Below are 21,165 nucleotides of genomic sequence, written 5' to 3' on the forward strand. Positions count from 1 at the left end.
GTACCCGGAGCGTCGGACTCCGCGGTATCCGGGGCACACGAACCCTGTGCAACCATCACCCGTACCGTGGAGTCCTTGTTTCAGAGACTAGGGTGTGGTTTTTGGATGGCCGGCGAGTTCTGTGGGGCAGCCCGTGCGTGATTACCTGCTGACGCTCTGTGTTACGGCGGCGGTGACCTATCTGCTGACCGGACCGGTGCGTAAGTTCGCCATCGCGGTCGGGGCGATGCCCGCGATCCGTGCGCGTGACGTCCACCGCGAGCCGACACCCCGGCTCGGTGGGATCGCCATGTTCGGCGGACTGTGCGCGGGGCTCATCGTCGCCGACCACCTCTACAACCTGAACAGCGTCTTCGAACTCTCCAACGAGCCGAGAGCCCTGCTCTCCGGCGCCGCGCTCATCTGGCTGATCGGCGTCCTGGACGACAAGTTCGAGATCGACGCCCTGATCAAGCTCGGCGGCCAGATGATCGCCGCCGCCGTCATGGTGATCCAGGGTCTGACGATCCTGTGGTTGCCGATCCCCGGCGTCGGCACGGTCGCCCTGACCCAGTGGCAGGGCACGCTGCTCACGGTGGCGCTGGTCGTCATCACGATCAACGCGGTCAACTTCGTCGACGGCCTGGACGGGCTCGCGGCGGGCATGGTGTGCATCGCGTCGGCGGCGTTCTTCCTGTACGCGTACCGCCTCTGGTACGGGTACGGGATCGAGGCGGCGGCCCCCGCGACCCTGTTCGCGGCGATCCTGATGGGCATGTGCCTCGGCTTCCTGCCGCACAACATGCACCCCGCGCGGATCTTCATGGGCGACTCGGGCTCGATGCTGATCGGCCTGGTGCTGTCGGCGGGCGCGATCTCGATCACGGGGCAGGTCGACCCGGACCTCATGAAGCTCTTCGAGGGCAGCGAGCGCGAGGCCACCCACGCCCTGCTGCCGGTCTTCATCCCGCTGGTGCTGCCGCTGACGATCATCGCGATCCCGGCCGCCGACCTGGTCCTCGCCATCGTCCGGCGCACCTGGAACGGCCAGTCGCCGTTCGCCGCCGACCGGGGCCACCTGCACCACCGGCTGCTGGAGATCGGCCACTCGCACAGCCGGGCCGTGCTGATCATGTACTTCTGGTCGGCTCTCATCGCCTTCGGCGCCGTCGGCTACTCGGTGCACTCGGCCTCGATGTGGATCGTCTTCGTCATCATGGCGTCGAGCGCGGTGGGCCTCGTCCTGCTGCTGATGCCGCGCTTCACCCCGCGCGCCCCGCACTGGGCCAACCGCTTCGTGCCGCCCCGCTACCGCCACCGGTCGGCGGAGGAGGATTCCACCCTCCCGTACGGGGAGGAGCCGGCGACCGTGACCTCCGGAGCCCAACTGGGCCCGGGGGACGCCAGGATGGACGAGGAGGCCGACGAGCGGGCTCCCGTGGCGGTCGGAGTGTCCGGCGTCAACGGCGCTACCGCGATCGGCGCTCGTTCGCGGTTCCCTGATCACCACTCGATCGACTCCTCGCGCTGAAGATTCGGAACTCAGGGCGCATTACCAGACATTGCGACCTCTTGTCGTGCTCACACGCACGGATTAGCTCTCATGTGTGACAGTTGGCACACCTTTGAGGTAAAGACCTCATCAAATAGTTTGTGATACCGTTCACGAGACCCGGTGACGGAGCCGAAGGACCCTGGTAGGACGGTCCATTGGCCCGAAAATCCGCCTCGCGGACCGGGCCTACGCTCGTCCATGACGACGCCCCATTCCTCCCCTCAGACCAGTGGAGCTGCCGCCATGCAGTCCGACATGCGCGAAGTGCTGCGCATCGCCGTCCCCACCGCCGCGGTGGGCGCCATCGCCACGCTTGTCGGCGGGCTGCTCGCCGGTGGCGAGGGGGCGATCGGTGCCGCGGTGGGCTGCGTGGTCGTGATCGTCTTCATGGCGCTCGGGCTGCTGGCGCTCAACTGGGTCGGCAAGACCATGCCTCACCTGTTCCAGGGTATGGGGCTGATGATTTACTCGGCTCAGCTCGTGCTCCTGCTCATCTTCATCCTGAGCATCAGGAACACCTCGCTCTTCGACCTTCAGGTCTTCGCCCTCTCGCTGGTCGCGGCCGTCATCACGTGGATCACCACGCAGGCCGTGCTGCACTCCCGGAGCAAGACCCTCTACGTCGACCCCGAGGCGGACGCCCGGAACCGTCCGGGCGGACCTGGGGGAGATCGTGATGAGTAGGGGCGGAATAAAGCCATGTTCGACGTGCTGCTATCGTCCGATCTCGGTTGCGGTAGTGCGAGCGCGGGCAACAAGGCGGTCGCTTGATTCATCGCGAGGCTTCGGGCCCGGCCGCCGCCTCCTCACCGTAAGAACCAGTCCGGTGCCGACCTGCGGCCACCCGCCGCTCCGACACAACGAGGTAGCCGCATCCATGCGCCATGCAGAAGGAGCTCTTGGTGACTGACGCCCAGACGCTCGCCTTCGAGACGAACTGCCACCTGTTCAAGGACTGCGGGTTCCAAGCTCCCAGTGTGTGGTCGTTCATCTTCGACCCGCTCTTCACTGTCGGGTCTGTCGAGTTCAACAAGCCCATGTTGCTCGCGATCATCGGAACCTTCGCGATCCTGGCCTTCTTCTGGGCCGGCTTCTCGAAGCCGAAGGTCGTCCCGGGCAAGCTGCAGATGGTCGCCGAGGCGCTGTACGACTTCGTCCACCGAGGTATCGCCAAGGAGGTCATCGGCAAGAAGGGCGAGCCCTTCGTTCCGCTGCTGGTCTCCCTGTTCTTCTTCGTCTGGATCCTGAACCTCTGGGCCCTCATCCCGCTCGCCCAGTTCCCGGTCAGCTCCGTCATCGCCTACCCCGTCGGCCTCGCGCTGGTGGTCTGGGTCACGTACATGACGGTGACGTTCCGGTCGAACGGATTCGTCGGAGGCATCCGCAACCTCTGCGTCCCGAGCGGTCTGCCCAAGCCGATCTACGTGCTGCTGACGCCGCTGGAGTTCATCTCCAACGTCATCGTCCGCCCGTTCACGCTTGCTGTCCGACTCTTCGCGAACATGTTCGCGGGCCACATCCTGATCCTGATCTTCACGATCGCCACCTGGTACATGCTCGGCACCGTCCTGGGCACGGTCTACGCCGGCGCGTCGTTCATCATGACGCTCGTCATCACCGTGTTCGAGATGTTCATCCAGGCCCTTCAGGCCTACGTGTTCACCGTGCTGACCGCCACGTACCTCTCCCAGGCGCTCGAAGAAGCCCACTGAGGACCTGCCGGCCCCCGGCTCCCGCCCTCAGATCCCCAGTCGCCCGGTGCGAAGACCATTTCCACCGGACCCACCAAGAGAAGGAACCACAGACATGTCTGCTGCTTTCGAGACCCTCGCGGCCGTGAACGGCAACGTCGGCACCATCGGCTACGGCCTCGCCGCGATCGGCCCCGGCATCGGCATCGGCATCATCTTCGGTAACGGTGTGCAGGCCATCGCCCGCCAGCCCGAGGCTGCCGGCCTCATCCGCCAGAACATGCTGCTCGGCTTCGCCGTCGTCGAGGCCCTGGCCCTGATCGGCTTCGTCGTTCCGTTCATCGTCAAGTGACGTTGTGGCTGTAGCCCCATTCGACGAAAGGTCCACCATGATGTACCTGGCAGCCGAGGAACCGCAGATGCCTCTGCTCCCGGTCTGGCCTGAAGTCGTCATCGGCTTGATCTGCTTCGGCATCGTCTTCTTCGTCTTCTCGAAGAAGCTGCTTCCGGTGATCAACAAGACCCTGGAAGAGCGCCGCGAGGCGATCGAGGGTGGCATCGAGAAGGCCGAAGCGGCTCAGACCGAGGCCCAGAGCGTCCTTGAGCAGTACAAGGCTCAGCTCGCCGAAGCCCGCCACGAGGCCGCCCGTCTGCGCCAGGAGGCGCAGGAGCAGGGTGCCGTCATCATCCAGGAGATGAAGGCGGAAGGTCAGCGGCAGCGCGAGGAGATCATCGCCGCCGGCCACACCCAGATCGAGGCCGACCGCAAGGCCGCTGCCTCGGCGCTGCGCCAGGACGTGGGCAAGCTCGCCACCGACCTGGCCGGCAAGCTCGTCGGCGAGTCCCTCCAGGACCACGCCCGGCAGAGTGGCACCGTCGACCGATTCCTCGACGAGCTCGAGGCGAAGGCCGAGGCCGCCCGATGAACAGCGCGAGCCGCGAAGCACTGGCTGCCGCACGCGAGCGTCTCGACGCGCTGACCGACAACACGTCGGTCGACGCGGCGAAGCTCGCCGAGGAGCTGGCATCGGTCACCGCGCTGCTCCACCGCGAAGTGTCCCTGCGCCGGGTCCTCACCGACCCGGCCCAGAGCGGCGAGAGCAAGGCCGAGCTGGCCGCGCGTCTGCTCGGCGGACAGGTCGGCGGCGAGACCATCGACCTGGTCTCCGGACTGGTGCGGTCCCGCTGGTCGCAGTCGCGTGACCTGGTGGACTCGGTCGAGGAACTGGCGAACACCGCAGACCTCACCGCGGCCCAGCGCGGCGGCCGCCTCGACGACGTCGAGGACGAGCTGTTCCGGTTCGGCCGGATCGTCGGCTCCGACAAGGAGCTGCGCTCCGCGCTCACCAGCCGTACGGCCACGGCGTCCGCCAAGGGCGAGCTGCTGCGCAGCCTGCTCGGCGGCAAGGCGCAGCCGGTCACCGAGCGGATCATCGTCCGCCTGGTCACCCAGCCCCGTGGACGTAGCCTGGAAGCAGGGCTGGACTCGCTGTCCAAGCTCGCCGCGGAGCGCCGGGACCGCATGGTCGCCGTCGTCACCTCGGCGGTGCCGCTCAGCGACCGGCAGAAGCAGCGCCTCGGCGACGCCCTGGCGAAGCTCTACGGCCGGCAGATGCACCTGAACCTGGACGTGGACCCCGCGGTCCTCGGCGGGATCTCGGTGCGCGTCGGTGACGAGATCATCAACGGCACCGTCGCGGAGCGCCTCGAAGAGGCGACCCGGCGCATGGCCGGCTGACACAGCGCAAGAACAAGCAAGACCAGCGGCCCGGTTGGGCCGTGCAGAAATTGCAGAAGATTCCTGGGGGTCGGCCCCCAGACCCCCTTAAGAAACTTCGGGCCCAACAAGGAGAGCAGGGAACCCAGATGGCGGAGCTCACGATCCGGCCGGAGGAGATCCGGGACGCACTGGATAACTTTGTCCAGTCGTACCAGCCGGACGCGGCCTCGCGCGAGGAGGTCGGTACGGTCAGCGTTGCCGGCGACGGCATCGCGAAGGTGGAGGGTCTTCCCTCCGCCATGGCGAACGAGCTGCTGAAGTTCGAGGACGGCACCCTCGGTCTCGCCCTCAACCTCGAGGAGCGCGAGATCGGTGCGATCGTCCTCGGCGAGTTCAGCGGTATCGAGGAGGGCCAGCCGGTGCAGCGCACCGGTGAGGTGCTCTCCGTCGGCGTCGGCGAGGGTTACCTCGGCCGCGTCGTCGACCCGCTCGGCAACCCGATCGACGGTCTCGGCGAGATCGAGACCGACAGCCGCCGCGCCCTCGAGCTGCAGGCCCCTGGCGTCATGGTCCGTAAGTCGGTGCACGAGCCGATGCAGACCGGCTACAAGGCCGTCGACGCCATGGTGCCGATCGGCCGCGGCCAGCGTCAGCTGATCATCGGCGACCGTCAGACGGGTAAGACCGCGCTGGCCGTCGACACGATCATCAACCAGCGCGACAACTGGCGCTCGGGCGACGTGAACAAGCAGGTGCGCTGCATCTACGTCGCCATCGGTCAGAAGGGTTCCACCATCGCCTCCGTGCGTGGTGCGCTCGAAGAGGCCGGTGCGCTGGAGTACACGACCATCGTCGCCGCCCCGGCGTCCGACCCGGCCGGCTTCAAGTACCTGGCCCCGTACACCGGTTCGGCCATCGGCCAGCACTGGATGTACGACGGCAAGCACGTCCTGATCATCTTCGACGACCTCTCGAAGCAGGCCGACGCCTACCGCGCCGTGTCCCTGCTGCTGCGCCGCCCGCCGGGCCGCGAGGCCTACCCGGGTGACGTCTTCTACCTGCACTCGCGTCTGCTGGAGCGCTGCGCCAAGCTCTCCGACGAGATGGGCGCCGGTTCGATGACGGGCCTCCCGATCGTCGAGACCAAGGCGAACGACGTGTCGGCGTTCATTCCGACCAACGTCATCTCCATCACCGACGGCCAGTGCTTCCTGGAGTCCGACCTGTTCAACGCGGGTCAGCGTCCGGCGCTCAACGTCGGTATCTCGGTCTCCCGAGTCGGTGGCTCCGCCCAGCACAAGGCCATGAAGCAGGTCTCCGGCCGGCTTCGCGTGGACCTCGCCCAGTACCGCGAGCTGGAGGCGTTCGCCGCCTTCGGTTCCGACCTGGACGCGGCCTCGAAGGCCTCGCTGGAGCGCGGTAAGCGCATGGTCGAGCTGCTGAAGCAGCCGCAGTACGCCCCGTTCCCGATGGAGGAGCAGGTCGTCTCGGTCTGGGCCGGCACCACGGGCAAGATGGACGACGTCCCGGTCGAGGACATCCGTCGCTTCGAGAGCGAGCTGCTGGAGTTCCTGCGCCGTGAGCGCAAGGACCTCCTGACCAGCATCGCCGAGGGCGGCAAGATGTCCGACGACACGCTGCAGTCGATCGCCGACGCGATCGCCGCCTTCAAGCAGCAGTTCGAGACCTCGGACGGCAAGCTCCTGGGCGAGGGCTGATCGATGGGCGCTCAGCTTCGCGTTTACAAGCGCCGCATCCAAGCCGTCACCGCGACCAAGAAGATCACCAAGGCGATGGAGATGATCGCCGCCTCGCGCATCGTCAAGGCGCAGCGCAAGGTGGCGGCGTCCCAGCCGTACGCGACCGAGCTCACCCGTGCGGTGACCGCGGTGGCGACCGGCTCCAACGCCAAGCACCCGCTCACCACCGAGGTCGAGGTCCCGACCCGGGCCGCGGTCCTGCTCGTCACGAGCGACCGCGGTCTGGCCGGCGGCTACTCCTCCAACGCCATCAAGGCCGCGGAGCGACTGCGGGAGCGCCTTGCCTCCGAGGGCAAGGAGGTCGACACCTACATCGTCGGCCGCAAGGGTGTCGCGTACTACGGCTTCCGCGAGCGCAAGGTCGAGGACTCCTGGACCGGCTTCACCGACAACCCGGCGTACTCCGATGCCAAGAGCATCGCCGCCCCGTTGATCGCGGCCATCCAGAAGGACACGGCCGAGGGCGGCGTCGACGAGCTGCACATCGTCTTCACGGAATTCGTGTCGATGATGACGCAGAACGCGGTCGACGACCGGATGCTGCCGCTTTCGCTCGACGAGGTGGCGAAGGAGAGCACCCGCAAGGGTGAGATCCTTCCGCTGTTCGACTTCGAGCCGTCGGCCGAGGACGTCCTCGACGCCCTTCTGCCGCGCTACGTCGAGAGCCGCATCTACAACGCTCTGCTGCAGGCAGCCGCTTCCGAGCACGCTGCCCGCCGCCGCGCGATGAAGTCGGCCACCGACAACGCCGGGGACCTCATCAAGAGTCTGTCCCGGCTTGCCAACGCGGCCCGACAGGCCGAAATCACCCAGGAAATCAGCGAGATCGTCGGCGGTGCCAGTGCTCTGGCCGACGCGACCGCGGGGAGTGACAAGTAATGACGACGACAGTTGAGACGGCCGCTGCCACGGGCCGCGTCGCCCGGGTCATCGGCCCGGTCGTCGACGTGGAGTTCCCCGTCGACGCGATGCCGGAGATCTACAACGCCCTCCACGTCGAGGTCGCCGACCCGGCCGAGGACGGCGCCCGCAAGACGCTGACCCTGGAAGTCGCCCAGCACCTGGGCGACGGCGTGGTCCGCGCGATCTCGATGCAGCCCACCGACGGTCTGGTCCGCCAGGCCGCGGTGACCGACACGGGCACGGGCATCACCGTCCCCGTCGGTGACGTGACCAAGGGCAAGGTGTTCAACACCCTCGGTCAGATCCTGAACGAGCCGGAGGCCGAGGCGCAGATCACCGAGCGCTGGCCGATCCACCGCAAGGCCCCGGCCTTCGACCAGCTCGAGTCGAAGACCGAGATGTTCGAGACCGGCCTGAAGGTCGTCGACCTGCTGACCCCGTACGTCAAGGGCGGCAAGATCGGTCTGTTCGGTGGTGCGGGCGTCGGCAAGACGGTCCTCATCCAGGAAATGATCATGCGTGTGGCGAAGCTGCACGACGGTGTGTCGGTGTTCGCCGGTGTCGGTGAGCGCACCCGTGAGGGCAACGACCTCATCGACGAGATGACCGAGTCGGGCGTTCTGGACAAGACCGCGCTCGTCTTCGGCCAGATGGACGAGCCGCCGGGGACGCGTCTGCGCGTGGCCCTGTCCGCCCTGACCATGGCGGAGTACTTCCGCGATGTGCAGAAGCAGGACGTGCTGCTCTTCATCGACAACATCTTCCGCTTCACGCAGGCCGGCTCCGAGGTCTCCACGCTGCTCGGCCGCATGCCGTCCGCGGTGGGTTACCAGCCGACCCTGGCCGACGAGATGGGTGTGCTCCAGGAGCGCATCACCTCGACGCGTGGTCACTCGATCACCTCGATGCAGGCGATCTACGTCCCCGCGGACGACCTGACCGACCCGGCCCCGGCCACCACGTTCGCCCACCTCGACGCGACGACGGTTCTCTCCCGTCCGATCTCCGAGAAGGGCATCTACCCGGCCGTGGACCCGCTGGACTCCACGTCCCGCATCCTGGACCCGCGCTACATCTCGCAGGACCACTACGCCGCGGCCAGCCGCGTCAAGGGGATCCTCCAGAAGTACAAGGACCTCCAGGACATCATCGCGATCCTCGGTATCGACGAGCTGGGCGAGGAGGACAAGCTCGTTGTCCACCGTGCCCGTCGCGTCGAGCGCTTCCTGTCGCAGAACACCCACGCCGCCAAGCAGTTCACCGGCCTGGACGGTTCGGACGTGCCGCTCGACGAGTCGATCGCCGCGTTCAACGCGATCTGCGACGGGGACTACGACCACTTCCCCGAGCAGGCGTTCTTCATGTGCGGTGGCCTGGACGACCTCAAGGCCAAGGCCAAGGAGCTCGGCGTCTCCTGAGCCTCCGGCTCACCGAGGGGGGTGGGTGTGTCCCGCCCCCCTCACCACGCCCCGTAGAATTGAACCGACACCCGGCCGGGCGGCCGGGTGGTGACCCGAGGAGCCACCCTTGGCTGCTGAGCTGCATGTCGAGCTGGTCGCCGCCGACCGAAGTGTCTGGTCCGGCGAGGCCACCCTGGTAGTCGCGCGCACCACGTCCGGCGACATCGGCGTCATGCCCGGTCACCAGCCGCTTCTCGGTGTGCTGGAATCGGGCCCGGTGACGATCCGCACGAGTGAGGGCGGCACCGTCGTCGCCGCTGTGCACGGTGGATTCATCTCGTTCGCGGACGACAAGCTGTCGCTGCTGGCCGAGATCGCCGAGCTGGCCGACGAGATCGATGTCGAGCGCGCCGAGCGGGCGCTGGAACTCGCGAAGTCGGACGCGGACGCCGCTGCCCAGCGGCGCGCCGACGTACGACTGCGCGCGGTGGCGGTGCGCTAGCACCCCCACTGACAGATGTCTTTACTCAGCCGCGGCCCGAGCTGGAGCGATCCAGCCGTGTCGCGGCTGAGGCGATGCAGGTGCAATACGGTTTCGGTGTTCGTTACTCGACGATGCGAGGAGGTCGGTGGAGATGGTCCTCGCGTTGTGGGTGGGCGCGTCCGTCGTCGTCACGGTCCTGTTGGGACTGTTCGTCTTCGGCCTGCGCCGGAGGCTGATCCAGCGGTCCGGAGGGACCTTCGACTGCAGCCTGCGCTGGGACGTGTCGGAGGAACCCGATGCGCTCGGCAAGGGCTGGGTGTACGGGGTCGCCCGCTACAGCGGTGACCGCGTCGACTGGTTCCGGGTCTTCTCCTACGCTCCTCGCCCCCGCCGGGGCCTGGAGCGTTCTGCGATCGAGGTGATCGCCCGCCGGCTGCCGGAGGGCGAGGAGGAGCTCGCGCTCCTGTCCGACTCCGTCGTGCTCGGCTGTCTCCACCGCGGGACGCGCCTGGAGCTGGCGATGAGCGAGGACGCCCTGACCGGCTTCCTCGCCTGGCTGGAGGCGGCACCGCCCGGCCAGCGGGTCAACGTGGCGTAGGAGTCGGCCCCGCTGGTAGGGGGTCCCCCCGGACGAAGTTCTGGGGGAGGGTCAACGTGGCCTGACGAGAAGCCCCGCTGGAGGCCGACGAGAAGCCCCGCTGGACGTTGGCCCTCCTCCGGACGGACTCCGGGGGAGGGCCAACGTCGCGCGGCCGGCGTACGCGGCCGACGGGAGAACGTACACAGCGAAAAACCGGGGAGACGGGGGGCGGACCCGTCTCCCCGGTGTTTTCCGGGGGTGGTGCTTGCCGTTCGTGCCGCTACGGCGTGGGGAGCACCGTTGTCGCTACTTGAGACCGCTGTGGATCGCGGTCACCAGCTCCCCGTTGCTGGTGTCACCGGAGAGCTCCCAGAAGAACGCGCCTCCCAGGCCCTGGTTCTTCGCCCAGGTCATCTTCGAGCCGATGGTGGCCGGGGTGTCGTAGCTCCACCAGTTGGTGCCGCAGTGGGCGTACGCGGTGCCGCCGACGGTGCCGGTGGCCGGGCAGGTGTTCTTGAGGACCTTGTAGTCCTCGAAGCCCGTCTCGTACGTGCCGGCTGCCGGGCCGGTCGCCGTGCCGCCGGGGGCGGACTGGGTGACGCCGGTCCAGCCGCGGCCGTAGAAGCCGATGCCGAGCAGCAGCTTCTTGGCCGGCACGCCCTGTGCCTTGAGCTTGGCGATGGCGTCGGCGGAGTTGAAGCCCTGCTGCGGGATGCCGGGGTAGGAGGTCAGCGGCGAGTGCGGGGCCGTCGGGCCCTGCTTCGCCCAGGCGCCGAAGAAGTCGTACGTCATCACGTTGTACCAGTCCATGGACTGGGCCGCGCCGGCGTAGTCGGTGGCGTCGATCTTGCCGCCGGCCGAGGCGTCCGCGGTGATGGCGGCGGTGACCAGGTAGTTCGGGCCGAACTTCGCCCGGGTGGCGTCGGAGATCTTCTTCAGCGCGCCCGGACCGCTGCTGTCACAGGTCAGACCACAGGCGTTGGGGTACTCCCAGTCCAGGTCGATGCCGTCGAAGACATCGGCCCAGCGGGGGTCCTCGACCAGGTCGTAGCAGGACTGCGCGAACGCGGCGGGGTTCTGCGCGGCCTGGGTGAAGCCGCCGGACCAGGTCCAGCCACCGAAGGAGTAGAGGACCTTGATGTGCGGGTACTTGGCCTTCAGCTTGCGCAGCTGGTTGAAGTTGCCGCGCAGCGGCTGGTCCCAGGTGTCGGCGACACCGTCGACGGACTGGTCGGCCGTGTACGCCTTGTCGTAGTCGGCGTAGGCGTCACCGATCGTGCACTTGCCGTTCTGCACGTTGCCGAACGCGTAGTTGATGTGCGTCATCTTCGCGGCCGAACCGGACGTCACCAGGTTCTTGACGTGGTAGTTGCGCCCGTAGACGCCCCAGTTGGTGAAGTACCCCATGTGGACCTTGTCACCGCCGGGGCCGGGCTCCTGGCCGCCGCCGGTGGTGCGCACGGAGACGGAGCCGGAGGCCGGGCCGGTCTGGTCGGCGGTGTCCCGGGCCTGTACGGCGTAGGAGTAGTCGGTGCCCGCGGTCAGACCGGTGTTGGTGTACGTCGTGCCGGTGACCGTGGCGACCTTCGCGCCGTCCCGCAGCACGTCGTAGTTCTTGACGCCCTTGTCGTCGGTCGCGGCGCTCCAGCTGAGCGTCACCGAGGTGTCGGTGACGTTGCTGGTGGTGGGGGTGCCGGGGGCCGAGGGCGGGTTGTCGCCGGGGACGGAGCCGCCGTCACAGGAGGCGCCGTTCAGCTTGCAGCCCGTGGGGGCGCCGGAGCCGGTGCCGTTGAAGCCGAAGCTGACGCTGGCGCCGGGCGCCACGGAACCGTTCCAGGAGAGGTTCTTGGCGGTGTAGTGGTTGCCGCTCTTGGTGAGGTTGGCGTCCCAGGCGGAGCCGGCCGAGGTACCCGAGGGGAAGTCCCACTCGATGGTCCAGGAGGAGAGCGCGGTGGTGCCGGTGTTCTTCACCGTCCACTGACCCTCGAAGCCGCTGCCCCAGTCCGACTTCTTGGTGTACGTGGCGGTGGCCGACGTGGCAGCCGTGGCGGGGGAGGCGAGCCCCACCATCGCGGCCAGCGGCACGACCAGCGCGGTCAGGCCCGCTATGACCTTGGACCGGCCGCTCCGGGCGGGGGCCCATCGGAATCTGGATCGGCGTTGGGGGGATTCTGTGCTCAACGGTGCTCCTCGGGTGAGGTCCAACAAACGGGGGTGATTCGTGGACTGCAAACCCTGCGCCGCCCTGAGTACGGTTGCTCCCGTACTCACCGCAGTGTGTTTCGGTGACAGTAGGAAGGTCTGGACCAATCGTCAAGAGGTCTGGACCAAAGATCGGATCGCCGCTCAGATCCCCAACTCCTGTGCCAGGACCGCCGCCTGAACCCGGCTGCGCAGCTCCAGCTTGCCCAGCACCCTGCTGACGTGCGTCTTCACCGTGGCCTCGGCCATCGAGAGACGCAGCGCGATCTCCGCGTTCGACAAGCCCCCGCCCAGGCACCCCAGCACTTCGAGCTCGCGTCGCGTGAGCGCGTCCAGCACCGCGCGATCGGCCGTCCCCCGTCCGCGTACGGGGGACGCCCCGGCGAACTCCGCGATCAGCCGACGGGTCACGGCCGGAGCGATGAGCCCCTCGCCGCGCGCCACCGTCCGTACCGCCTCCAGCAGATCGCGGGCATCGGTGTTCTTCAGCAGGAAGCCGGAGGCCCCCGCGCGCAGCGCCCCGAAGACGTACTCGTCCAGATCGAACGTGGTCAGCACCAGGACGTCCGCGAGCTCCTCCGACACCACCTGCCGGGTCGCCGACACCCCGTCGAGGCGCGGCATCTGCACATCCATCAGCACCAGGTCCGGGCGGAGTTCACGCGCCAGGCGCACCGCCGCCTCGCCGTCCGCCGCCTCCCCGACGACCTCGATGTCCGGCGCGCTGGAGAGGATCAGCACCAGCCCGGCGCGCACCGCCGCCTGGTCCTCCGCGACCAGTACCCGGATCGTCATTCCCGCACCGTCCTTTCCTCCACGGGCAGTTCGGCCCGTACCCGCCAGATCTTGGTTCCGTCGCCGTCCGGCTCGGCCCCCGCGGTGATCCTCCCGCCGAGCAGGGCCACCCGCTCCCGCATGCCCACCAGGCCAGCCTCCGATCCGGGCGCCGTGGGACCGGGGCGGCTGCCGAACACACTGGTCACCTCGATCGTCAGCACCCCGCCGGTGTGGCCGAGCCGCACGGTGACCGGGCCCGGCGCCGCGTGCTTGAGAGCGTTGGTCAGGGACTCCTGCACAATCCGGTAGGCGGCCAGCTCGACCGGCGTCGGCAGCGCTTCGGGCACCGCGTCCCCGGCGCCCTCCAGGGTGCAGACCAGCCCGCTGGACGCCCCGTTGACGTTCGTCTGCTCGACGAGCGCGTCCAGGGAAGCGAGCGTCGGGGCCGCCTCCGGGGCGTCGTCCTCGCCGCCCTCCCGCAGCAGCCCGATCAGCCGGCGCATCTCCGCCAGCCCCTCGACACTGTTCTCCCGGATCACCTTCAGGGCGTTCCGGGAGGTCTCCGGGTCGTCGATGGACAGGGCCGCCGTGGAGTGGATCGCCACGGCGGAGAGGTGGTTGGCCACCATGTCGTGCAGCTCCCGTCCCATCCGGGCGCGCTCGGCGACCACCGCCTGCGTCCGGTCCATCTCGGCCAGCCGCGCGGTCTGCGCGGCGGCCAGCCGGGCGCTGTCGGCGGCGGAGCGATGGCTGCGGACACTGACCCCGGTCAGCGCGGGGCCGAAGGAGACCAGCCCGATGACCAGGCCGATCAGCAGCGCCTCCGGCTTGTGGAACCAGGCCAGGAAGCCGATCGTGGACGCGACGGTGATCAGGAGTGTGGCCACCGGGAGGCGGCGGGCGGCGGCCGGGGTCCCGTACAGCACGGCCGCGTACATGACGTCCGTGAACATCAGGACGGTGGCGAGGTTGCCCCGGGTGAACTGGTCCGCCACCAGCGCGAGCGTGCCGGTCATCAGCGCCGTGCGCGGGGCGGCGCGGCGCAGCAGCTCGGCGGCGGCCATCGCGGTCAGCGGTACGAGGGCGACCCAGGGGGCGGCGAAGGGCCGGCCGCCCTGGGTGTGCAGGCCCAGCAGCCACAGGAGCAGCCCCCCGAGCAGCCCGGAGGCGGCCAGGGTCACCGCGTCGCGGTCGGGGCGGATCGAGGTGGGCACCCCTCCATCCAACACGCACCGCCGCCTTCGGACCTCCCTTCGTGGGCCGATCCCCGACTACATCGAACGATGCAGTCCCGTTTCGTCACTGCCGACGACGTATCCGCGCCCGGCGGCCGGGAGGCTGGGAGAGAACGGGAGGAGAGACGTCGTGATCGCTCTACTGGTCGTGGCCTGCGAGGTCGCGTTCTGGGTTCTGCTGGCCGCCGGACTCGCCCTGCGGTACGTCGCGAGGAAACCGAAGCTCGGCGCGGCCGTGCTGCTGTGCGAGCCGCTGCTGGAGGTCGTCCTGCTGGTGGTGACCGCCATCGACCTGAAGAACGGGGCCGAGCCGGACTGGAAGCACGGCCTGGCCGCCGTCTACATCGGCTTCACCGTGGGCCTGGGCCACTCCACCATCAAGTGGGTCGACGCCCGCGTCGCCCACCGCTGGTTCGGCGGCCCGCCGCCGGTGAAGCCGCCGAAGTACGGCATGGCCCGCGCCGCCCACGAGTGGCGCACCGCCGCCCGCTGGATCCTCGCCGCCGTGGTCGCGCTGGGTCTGCTCCAGGCAGCGGTCTGGTACGTCGGCCCCGGCGGGGAGACCGGTTCGCTGCGGATGTGGCAGCAGAAGATGGGCTGGGTGATCGGGATCAACCTGATCCTCGCGGCCGGCTACACGGTGTTCCCGAAGCAGGCGCCGAAGGACACGGACAAGGTGGCGGAGCGGGAGCGGGCCGACCGGCTGTAGGCCTACCGCTCGCCGCCCGGCACCCACAGCACGTCCCCGACCTCCTTGTTCGCGCTCCGCGCCAGGATGAACAGGAGGTCGGAGAGGCGGTTGAGGTAGGTGGCGGTCAGGGTGTTCATCGACTCCCCGTGCACCTCCAGCGCCGCCCAGGTGGACCGCTCGGCGCGCCGGACCACGGTGCACGCCTGGTGCAGCAGGGCCGCGCCGGGCGTACCGCCGGGGAGGATGAAGCTGCGCAGCTTCTCCAGCTCCTCCAGGAAGGTGTCGCAGTCCGCCTCCAGCTTGTCGATGTAGGACTGCTCCACCCGCAGCGGAGGGTACTTCGGGTCCTCGACCACCGGGGTGCACAGGTCCGCGCCCACGTCGAAGAGGTCGTTCTGGACCCGTACGAGGACCTTCACCAGCGCCTCGGGCAGCTGCCCCAGCGCGATGGCCGCGCCGATCGCCGCGTTGGCCTCGTTGGCGTCCGCGTACGCCGAGATCCGCAGATCGGTCTTGGCGGTGCGGCTCATGTCGCCGAGGGCCGTGGTGCCCTGGTCGCCGGTCCGGGTGTAGATGCGCGTCAGATTGACCATGGGTCCAGCGTAGTTACGCTCCGGCCCGCCGGGAGACCCGTGTGCCCACGGTCACGGCCGCGGCGGCGCGGGCCGGGGCGACGAGGGCCGGGGGCGCCCGCTCCCGCGACCCGGGCGGGTCGGCCGCCGAGGCCGTCCCGCGCGAGGCCGGCCCCCTGCCGCTTCTCGTCGGCCGCCCGGCGACCAGGTCCTCAACTCCGCGCGGCGCGGAGCCGAATGACGTGTCCCGGTGTGATGTCCGTCATCTGAGACGTGACGCGCATCTCTTCACCGCCCCAGCGCGCCCGACGGGTACTAATCTCCGCCGGAGAGCATGTGAACCGCCGTGAACAGAAGCGCACGGGCGAACAGAGACCAAGGGGTGCGAACGTGGCCAGGAAGCTTGCCGTCATCGGGGCCGGACTCATGGGATCCGGGATCGCGCAGGTCTCCGCCCAGGCGGGCTGGGACGTCGTGCTGCGGGACGTCACCGACGCCGCGCTGACCCGGGGCCGTGACGGGATCAGGGCCTCGTACGACAGGTTCGTCTCCAAGGGCAAGCTGGACGCGGCCGACGCCGAGTCCGCGCTCGCCCGCATCACCACGACCACCGACCTCGACGCCGTGGCGGACGCGGACGTGGTCGTGGAAGCCGTCTTCGAGAAGCTGGAAGTCAAGCACGAGATCTTCCGGGCCCTGGACAAGGTCGTCGGCGAGAACACCGTTCTCGCGTCCAACACCTCCGCCATCCCGATCACCAAGATCGCGGCCGTGACGGAGCGTCCGGAACGCGTCGTCGGCGTGCACTTCTTCTCGCCGGTCCCGATGATGCAGCTCTGCGAGCTGGTGCGCGGCTACAAGACCAGCGACGAAACCCTCGCCACCGCCCGGGAGTTCGCCGAGTCGGTCGGCAAGACCTGCATCGTCGTCAACCGCGATGTGGCGGGCTTCGTCACCACCCGGCTGATCTCGGCGCTCGTCGTCGAGGCCGCCAAGCTGTACGAGTCGGGCGTCGCCTCGGCCGAGGACATCGACACCGCCTGCAAGCTGGGCTTCGGCCACGCCATGGGCCCGCTCGCCACCGCGGACCTGACCGGCGTCGACATCCTGCTGCACGCCACGAGCAACATCTACACCGAGTCGCAGGACGAGAAGTTCGCCGCCCCGGAACTGATGCGCCGGATGGTCGACGCAGGTGACATCGGGCGCAAGAGCGGGCAGGGCTTCTACACGTACTGACCGGATCCATCCCCGGATCCATTCCCTCGGCCCGCCGGTCCGCCGCCGCCCGGGCCGGGGAAGTCGGGGATCCTACCGGGCAGGGGCCTGCCTTCGGCGAACCGGAGTCACTCCACCGAGTGAATTCGATGTCGGTTCGCCCACAGACGGCAACTTCCCCGTCGTCACGACAGTCAGTGGTGGCAGGGGCTGGGCCACGCGTGGCGGAGACACGGCCATGGCGGAGCCGACGGCGGACCAGACAGACCGACCTTCTACGGAGCACGACCGGGGAGCGCATATGCACATCAGGGGCGACCACGCCGAGCTGGTCGTCGGGGGCCGCCTCGACGTCCGAAGCGCGGCGGACGCCCGTACGGTCCTGCACTCGGCCGTGGACGACGGCGTCGGCGACCTCGTGCTGGACCTGACCGAGCTGGACTCCTGGGACGCCACCGGACTCGGCGTCATCATGGGAGCCCACCGCCGCGCCGGACGGGCCGGACGCCGCCTCGTGCTGCGCGGCGTGCCGCCGCAGATGCAGCGCCTCCTGGTGGCCACCCGGCTGCACCGCATCCTGGCCATCGAGGGCGGCATCGCCGCGGAGTCGCTGCCGCGCGTCTGACGGACGTGCGCGCCGCCGCCGGCCTCGCCGGGACCCGGGGCGCCGCCGGCCTCGCCGGATCCGGGCCGCCGCGCGCCTCCCGCCGGGATCCCGGCAGCCGGGGCCGAGGGCCGGAGGGACCGAACCCGGCGGCAGAAGTCACGCAATCCTCACCGGAACGTGACGTCCTGGACGGCGTGGTACCCCGGCGGTTCGTGAATACTGTGCCAAGGTCTAGGGTTCGGCCGTCCGCCGAATGACAACGAACCCATGGGCGGACACCGGACCGGAAGCGACAGCGGGCGCGTGTGAGGCCGGGAGGGGCAACCGCGCACGACGCGTCTGGGGGACTTTGCGATGGACCCGACACACCGGGAGCCCGAGGAGTACGGGCAGGGCCACGACCGCTCCGGCGGCGAGCCGGGCCACCGCCGGCCGTCCCGCGACTCCGGCGGCGCCGACTTCGGCCCGGGGACACCGCAGCAGGTCCGCGTCGTCCAGCTGACCGTCGGCGACCTGCTGCTCACGGTCAACCCCGTCGACGGCAGCGAGGTCGAGTCCTGCCCGCCCGGCTCGGGCCCCGACGCCCCGGTCCGCCGCACCTCCGCCGAACGGGCCGACCACGAACGCGCCGGCGCACCCCCGGTGCCCCCCGGCCCGCCCGCCCCGCAGCCGCCGCTCCTGGAGCGCCAGGAGGAGCGCGAGCGCCTGGTCCGCCTGCTGGCCCGCGGCCGCAGCGTCCGCCTCACCGGCCAGGCCGGTTCCGGCCGCACCGCGCTGCTGGACGCCGTCGCCGACGACTGCGCGGACCTCGCCCCCGACGGAGTCGTCCGCCTCAACGGCCGGGGCCGCACCGGCGCCGATCTCCTGCACGCCCTCTTCGACACCGTCTACAAGGCCCCGAACCACCGCCCCGACCGCGATGAACTGCTCGCGCTCGTCCGGTCCATCGGCGCCGTCGTCACCATCGACGACCTGGAGATCGGCGGAGCGGCCCTCGACGAACTGCTCGCCGCCACTCCCGAGTGCGCCTTCCTGGTCGCCGCCACCCCCGACGCCGCCACCCCTGGCGTCACCGCTCCCGGGGGCGACGCCCACCTGGAGGAGGTGCTCCTCGCAGGCCTCGGGCGCGGTGCCTCGCTGGACCTCCTGGAGAAGGTCGTCGAGCGCCCCCTCACGGAGGAGGAGCGGAACTGGGCGGGCGACCTCTGGTTCGAGTCCGAGGGCCTGCCGCTCCGCTTCGTCCAGGCCGGATCCCTCCTCGTGCAGCGCGACCGGCTGCGCGCCGGCCCCGAAGCCTTCGACGAGTACGACTACTTCGAGCCACGCGCGGGCGACGCGCCGCCGGCCCCCGCCGCGCCCGCCGCCGAAGCCCTCGACGTCCCGCTGCCGAGCCTCGGCGAGGGGGCCGCGCCCGCCGTGCTGCTCGCCTCCCGGCTCAGCGAGGCGGCCCGCGCCACCCTGCGCTTCGCCGTCGCCCTCGGCGGCGAGGTGCCCCACCAGGCCCATCTGCCGGCGCTCGTGGGCGACACCCACGCGGACGCCGCGCTCGGCGAGCTCGCGGGCTGCGGCCTGCTCTCCCCGGCCGGCCCCCGTTACCGCCTCGCCGCCGGAGTCCTCGCCCAGCTGGCGGCGGCCGGCTACGAGGACGACGCCGCCGCCCACGCCCGTACCGCCGCCCAGCACTACGCCTGGTGGGCCTCGCACCCCTCGGTCACCCCGGAACGGGCCGTCGCCGAGGCCGACGCGATCGTCGCCTCCCTGGCCCGGCTGGTCCCGGGCGACGAGGCGGGAGCGGCCAGCGCGGCCGTCCTGCTGGCCCGCAGCGCCTCCCCGGCCTTCGCCGCGGGGCTGGGCTGGGGAGCCTGGGAGCGGGCCCTCAGAATCGGCCAGGAGGCCGCCAGGATCGCCGGCGAGGTCGCCGAGGAGGCCTACTTCCACCACGAGTTGGGCGTCCTCGCGCTCTGCACCGGCAATCCGGACCGGGCCCGGACCGAGCTGGAGACCTCGATCGGGATGCGCGGCGCGCTCGCCGACAGGTCCGGGGCCGTGGCCGGACGCCGGGCGCTCGCCCTGGTCGCGGACCGCTCGGGCGACTTCGCCCCGCTCGGCCGCACCTCATCGGTCGACGAGGTGCCCATGGTGCGCCAGGACGCTCCGGGCACGCCGCCCGGCGGGTTCCCCGGTGCGCCGGTGTTCATGCGGCAGCCGGCCGAGGAGGAGCCCACGGTCGTCTCCTCGCTGCCGCCCGCCCCCGCCGCGCGCAGAAGCCCCGGCCGGGCCGTCCTGGGCGGCGCCCGGCGCAACCTGGCCGCCGCGGGCGCGGGCGCCGTGCTGATCGCGGTGCTCGGCACCGTCGTCACGCTCGGCGTCACCGCGGGCGACGGCGACGGCGACGAGCCGGGCAGCCGCAACGTCACCACCGAGCAGACGGACACCGCGGACCCGACCGACGACGGCACGGTCACGGACGGGCCCACGGGCGATTCCGCCCCGGCCGGTGAGACAGCCGGAGCCGCGACGGCCACGACCCCCGGCCCCTCGGGTTCGGCGAGCCCCAGCACGTCCGGCTCCCCGTCCCCGAGCGCCTCCACGTCGAGCGGTACGTCGCCGGGGACGGAGGAGCCGACGGACGGCGGGAGCAGCAGCTCCCCGAGCGAGCCGACGCCGACGAAGACCTCGCCCACGCCCACGGCGAGCGAGAGCGACAGCGAGAGCCCGGACCCCACGCCGTCCGGGTCGGAGAGCGGAAAGCCGACCGAGACGCCCACCGACGAGCCCTCGCCCGTCCAGGGCTCCTCCTCCGCGATCGGTCCCGTCGAGCCGGCGGGCGACCCCGAGTCCGACGCCGCCACCGAACCGGCGTTCTGAGCCCGCCCGGCGGCTGGACCGACGAGGGCCGGGCGGCTCACGCTTCTTCCGCGTGAGCCGCCCGGCCCTCGTTGACGCCGCCGCTCGGACCGGCCGCGGCCGGTCGTCGCTCAGAACAGCCGCAGCTTGTCGTCCTCGATGCCCCGCATCGCGTCGTAGTCCAGGACCAGGCAGCCGATGCCGCGGTCCGTCGCCAGCACCCGGGCCTGCGGCTTGATCTCCTGCGCGGCGAAGACGCCCCGGACCGGCGCGAGGTGCGGGTCGCGGTTCAGCAGCTCCAGATAGCGCGTCAGCTGCTCGACTCCGTCGATGTCACCGCGCCGCTTCAGCTCCACGGCCACCGTCTGGCCGTTCGCGTCCCGGCACAGGATGTCCACCGGCCCGATGGCGGTGGGGTATTCGCGGCGGATCAGGGTGTGGCCCTCGCCGAGGATCTCCATCCGGTCCGCGAGCAGCTCCTGGAGGTGCGCTTCCACGCCGTCCTTGATGAGCCCCGGGTCGACGCCCAGCTCGTACGACGAGTCGTGGAGGACTTCCTCCATCGTGATGATCAGTTTTTCGCCCGCCTTGTTCACCACGGTCCAGACGCCTTCCTCACCGTCGGCGCCCTCCTTCAGGGTGCACGGCGGGGACATCCAGTTGAGCGGTTTGTACGCCCGGTCGTCGGCGTGGATGGAGACGCTTCCGTCCGCCTTCACCAGGATCAGTCGGGGGGCGGAGGGCAGGTGGGCTGTGAGCCGGCCCGCGTAGTCCACGGAGCAACGGGCGATGACGAGACGCATGGTCGGCAACGCTACTCGACGACGGGGGCTCCGCGCGATTTCCCCACCCGTCGCCCCTGCCCCTCGGTGCACACCGCCCCGGGCCGATGCGGGCTTGCCCCTCTTTGCGACCCTTCGTTATTGGCCGGTTGTGTTCCCAAT

The 21,165-nt window shown here is 70.1% G+C and carries 20 protein-coding genes; 15 read left to right on the plus strand and 5 right to left on the minus strand.

What is annotated here, in order from left to right; genetic code table 11:
• Nucleotides 1–121: 121 nt before the first annotated feature.
• From PSQ21_RS25620 to PSQ21_RS25670, 11 genes are all read left to right on the plus strand, one after another.
• Complete coding sequence (locus PSQ21_RS25620; RefSeq protein ID WP_274033354.1) at nt 122–1,510, plus strand: MraY family glycosyltransferase; 1,389 nt, start codon at nt 122–124, stop codon at nt 1,508–1,510.
• Between the two features lie 267 nt (nt 1,511–1,777).
• On the plus strand, nt 1,778–2,218 hold the full coding sequence (locus PSQ21_RS25625) for a hypothetical protein (RefSeq protein ID WP_097867623.1): 441 nt from the start codon (nt 1,778–1,780) through the stop codon (nt 2,216–2,218).
• A 200-nt stretch (nt 2,219–2,418) separates the two neighbouring features.
• A complete protein-coding gene (atpB, locus tag PSQ21_RS25630; RefSeq protein WP_003966255.1) occupies nt 2,419–3,246 on the plus strand; it encodes a F0F1 ATP synthase subunit A in 828 nt (275 codons plus the stop codon).
• 94 nt (nt 3,247–3,340) lie between these two features.
• Nucleotides 3,341–3,577 carry an ATP synthase F0 subunit C gene (gene atpE / locus PSQ21_RS25635; protein ID WP_003966254.1) on the plus strand — a complete coding sequence of 79 codons (237 nt, stop codon included), beginning with the start codon at nt 3,341–3,343 and terminating at the stop codon, nt 3,575–3,577.
• A gap of 37 nt (nt 3,578–3,614) precedes the next feature.
• Nucleotides 3,615–4,151 (plus strand): F0F1 ATP synthase subunit B, encoded by a 537-nt coding sequence (locus tag PSQ21_RS25640; protein WP_214960095.1) that lies wholly within the window; start codon nt 3,615–3,617, stop codon nt 4,149–4,151.
• Nucleotides 4,148–4,963, plus strand: a complete 816-nt coding sequence (locus PSQ21_RS25645) for a F0F1 ATP synthase subunit delta (protein WP_274033359.1) — start codon at nt 4,148–4,150, stop codon at nt 4,961–4,963. The genes PSQ21_RS25640 and PSQ21_RS25645 overlap by 4 nt, the downstream gene beginning before the upstream one ends.
• Before the next feature lie 128 nt (nt 4,964–5,091).
• Nucleotides 5,092–6,663, plus strand: coding sequence for a F0F1 ATP synthase subunit alpha (gene atpA / locus PSQ21_RS25650; RefSeq protein ID WP_274033360.1), 1,572 nt, complete (start codon nt 5,092–5,094; stop codon nt 6,661–6,663).
• A gap of 3 nt (nt 6,664–6,666) precedes the next feature.
• Nucleotides 6,667–7,584 (plus strand): F0F1 ATP synthase subunit gamma, encoded by a 918-nt coding sequence (locus tag PSQ21_RS25655; protein WP_274033361.1) that lies wholly within the window; start codon nt 6,667–6,669, stop codon nt 7,582–7,584.
• Entirely contained in the window at nt 7,584–9,026 is a 1,443-nt protein-coding gene (gene atpD, locus PSQ21_RS25660) for a F0F1 ATP synthase subunit beta (protein ID WP_274033363.1), read from the plus strand. The genes PSQ21_RS25655 and atpD overlap by 1 nt, the downstream gene beginning before the upstream one ends.
• A 109-nt stretch (nt 9,027–9,135) precedes the next feature.
• Nucleotides 9,136–9,510 (plus strand): F0F1 ATP synthase subunit epsilon, encoded by a 375-nt coding sequence (locus PSQ21_RS25665; RefSeq protein WP_030579816.1) that lies wholly within the window; start codon nt 9,136–9,138, stop codon nt 9,508–9,510.
• 133 nt (nt 9,511–9,643) lie between these two features.
• Nucleotides 9,644–10,090: a DUF2550 domain-containing protein gene (locus PSQ21_RS25670; RefSeq protein ID WP_030580933.1), complete on the plus strand. Its 447-nt coding sequence runs from the start codon at nt 9,644–9,646 to the stop codon at nt 10,088–10,090.
• Between the two features lie 288 nt (nt 10,091–10,378).
• On the opposite strand, the gene PSQ21_RS25675 is transcribed toward PSQ21_RS25670, so the two are convergent.
• The 3 genes from PSQ21_RS25675 to PSQ21_RS25685 form a co-directional block, all read right to left on the minus strand.
• A complete protein-coding gene (locus tag PSQ21_RS25675) occupies nt 10,379–12,253 on the minus strand; it encodes a glycoside hydrolase family 18 chitinase (RefSeq protein ID WP_274033366.1) in 1,875 nt (624 codons plus the stop codon).
• Nucleotides 12,254–12,418: 165 nt separating this feature from the next.
• Entirely contained in the window at nt 12,419–13,069 is a 651-nt protein-coding gene (locus PSQ21_RS25680) for a response regulator (protein ID WP_274033368.1), read from the minus strand.
• Nucleotides 13,066–14,265: a sensor histidine kinase gene (locus PSQ21_RS25685; protein WP_274033369.1), complete on the minus strand. Its 1,200-nt coding sequence runs from the start codon at nt 14,263–14,265 to the stop codon at nt 13,066–13,068. Before PSQ21_RS25685 ends, PSQ21_RS25680 begins: the two co-directional genes overlap by 4 nt.
• 151 nt (nt 14,266–14,416) lie before the next feature.
• Here PSQ21_RS25685 and PSQ21_RS25690 point away from each other — a divergent pair, with 151 nt between their 5' ends.
• Nucleotides 14,417–14,995, plus strand: a complete 579-nt coding sequence (locus PSQ21_RS25690; RefSeq protein WP_274033371.1) for a hypothetical protein — start codon at nt 14,417–14,419, stop codon at nt 14,993–14,995.
• A gap of 2 nt (nt 14,996–14,997) precedes the next feature.
• Here PSQ21_RS25690 and PSQ21_RS25695 read toward each other — a convergent pair whose 3' ends face one another.
• Nucleotides 14,998–15,570 (minus strand): cob(I)yrinic acid a,c-diamide adenosyltransferase, encoded by a 573-nt coding sequence (locus tag PSQ21_RS25695; RefSeq protein ID WP_097867633.1) that lies wholly within the window; start codon nt 15,568–15,570, stop codon nt 14,998–15,000.
• 369 nt (nt 15,571–15,939) lie between these two features.
• On the opposite strand from PSQ21_RS25695, the gene PSQ21_RS25700 reads away from it, so the two are divergent.
• The 3 genes from PSQ21_RS25700 to PSQ21_RS25710 all read left to right on the plus strand — a co-directional run bounded on the left by PSQ21_RS25700 (nt 15,940) and on the right by PSQ21_RS25710 (nt 20,242).
• Entirely contained in the window at nt 15,940–16,788 is an 849-nt protein-coding gene (locus tag PSQ21_RS25700; protein ID WP_274033373.1) for a 3-hydroxyacyl-CoA dehydrogenase family protein, read from the plus strand.
• 280 nt (nt 16,789–17,068) lie between these two features.
• A complete protein-coding gene (locus PSQ21_RS25705) occupies nt 17,069–17,392 on the plus strand; it encodes an STAS domain-containing protein (protein WP_003966237.1) in 324 nt (107 codons plus the stop codon).
• A gap of 336 nt (nt 17,393–17,728) precedes the next feature.
• The gene (locus tag PSQ21_RS25710) at nt 17,729–20,242 is read left to right on the plus strand and encodes an ATP-binding protein (protein WP_274033376.1); all 2,514 of its coding nucleotides are present in this window, start codon (nt 17,729–17,731) and stop codon (nt 20,240–20,242) included.
• Between the two features lie 110 nt (nt 20,243–20,352).
• Here the strand turns inward: PSQ21_RS25710 and nucS are convergent, their stop codons facing one another.
• Complete coding sequence (gene nucS / locus PSQ21_RS25715) at nt 20,353–21,024, minus strand: endonuclease NucS (RefSeq protein ID WP_097870781.1); 672 nt, start codon at nt 21,022–21,024, stop codon at nt 20,353–20,355.
• Between the last annotated feature and the right edge of the window lie 141 nt (nt 21,025–21,165).

It is taken from the genome of Streptomyces sp. MMBL 11-1 (assembly GCF_028622875.1).
Classification (GTDB): domain Bacteria; phylum Actinomycetota; class Actinomycetes; order Streptomycetales; family Streptomycetaceae; genus Streptomyces.

Coding starts and splice junctions, on each gene's coding strand:
- PSQ21_RS25625 (WP_097867623.1), top strand. CDS start 1,778: ATGCAGTCCGACATGCGCGAAGTGCTGCGCATCGCCGTCCCCACCGCC.
- atpB (WP_003966255.1), top strand. CDS start 2,419: ATGCAGAAGGAGCTCTTGGTGACTGACGCCCAGACGCTCGCCTTCGAG.
- atpE (WP_003966254.1), top strand. CDS start 3,341: ATGTCTGCTGCTTTCGAGACCCTCGCGGCCGTGAACGGCAACGTCGGC.
- PSQ21_RS25640 (WP_214960095.1), top strand. CDS start 3,615: ATGATGTACCTGGCAGCCGAGGAACCGCAGATGCCTCTGCTCCCGGTC.
- PSQ21_RS25645 (WP_274033359.1), top strand. CDS start 4,148: ATGAACAGCGCGAGCCGCGAAGCACTGGCTGCCGCACGCGAGCGTCTC.
- atpA (WP_274033360.1), top strand. CDS start 5,092: ATGGCGGAGCTCACGATCCGGCCGGAGGAGATCCGGGACGCACTGGAT.
- PSQ21_RS25655 (WP_274033361.1), top strand. CDS start 6,667: ATGGGCGCTCAGCTTCGCGTTTACAAGCGCCGCATCCAAGCCGTCACC.
- atpD (WP_274033363.1), top strand. CDS start 7,584: ATGACGACGACAGTTGAGACGGCCGCTGCCACGGGCCGCGTCGCCCGG.
- PSQ21_RS25670 (WP_030580933.1), top strand. CDS start 9,644: ATGGTCCTCGCGTTGTGGGTGGGCGCGTCCGTCGTCGTCACGGTCCTG.
- PSQ21_RS25680 (WP_274033368.1), bottom strand. CDS start 13,069: ATGACGATCCGGGTACTGGTCGCGGAGGACCAGGCGGCGGTGCGCGCC.
- PSQ21_RS25695 (WP_097867633.1), bottom strand. CDS start 15,570: ATGGTCAATCTGACGCGCATCTACACCCGGACCGGCGACCAGGGCACC.
- PSQ21_RS25705 (WP_003966237.1), top strand. CDS start 17,069: ATGCACATCAGGGGCGACCACGCCGAGCTGGTCGTCGGGGGCCGCCTC.
- PSQ21_RS25710 (WP_274033376.1), top strand. CDS start 17,729: ATGGACCCGACACACCGGGAGCCCGAGGAGTACGGGCAGGGCCACGAC.
- nucS (WP_097870781.1), bottom strand. CDS start 21,024: ATGCGTCTCGTCATCGCCCGTTGCTCCGTGGACTACGCGGGCCGGCTC.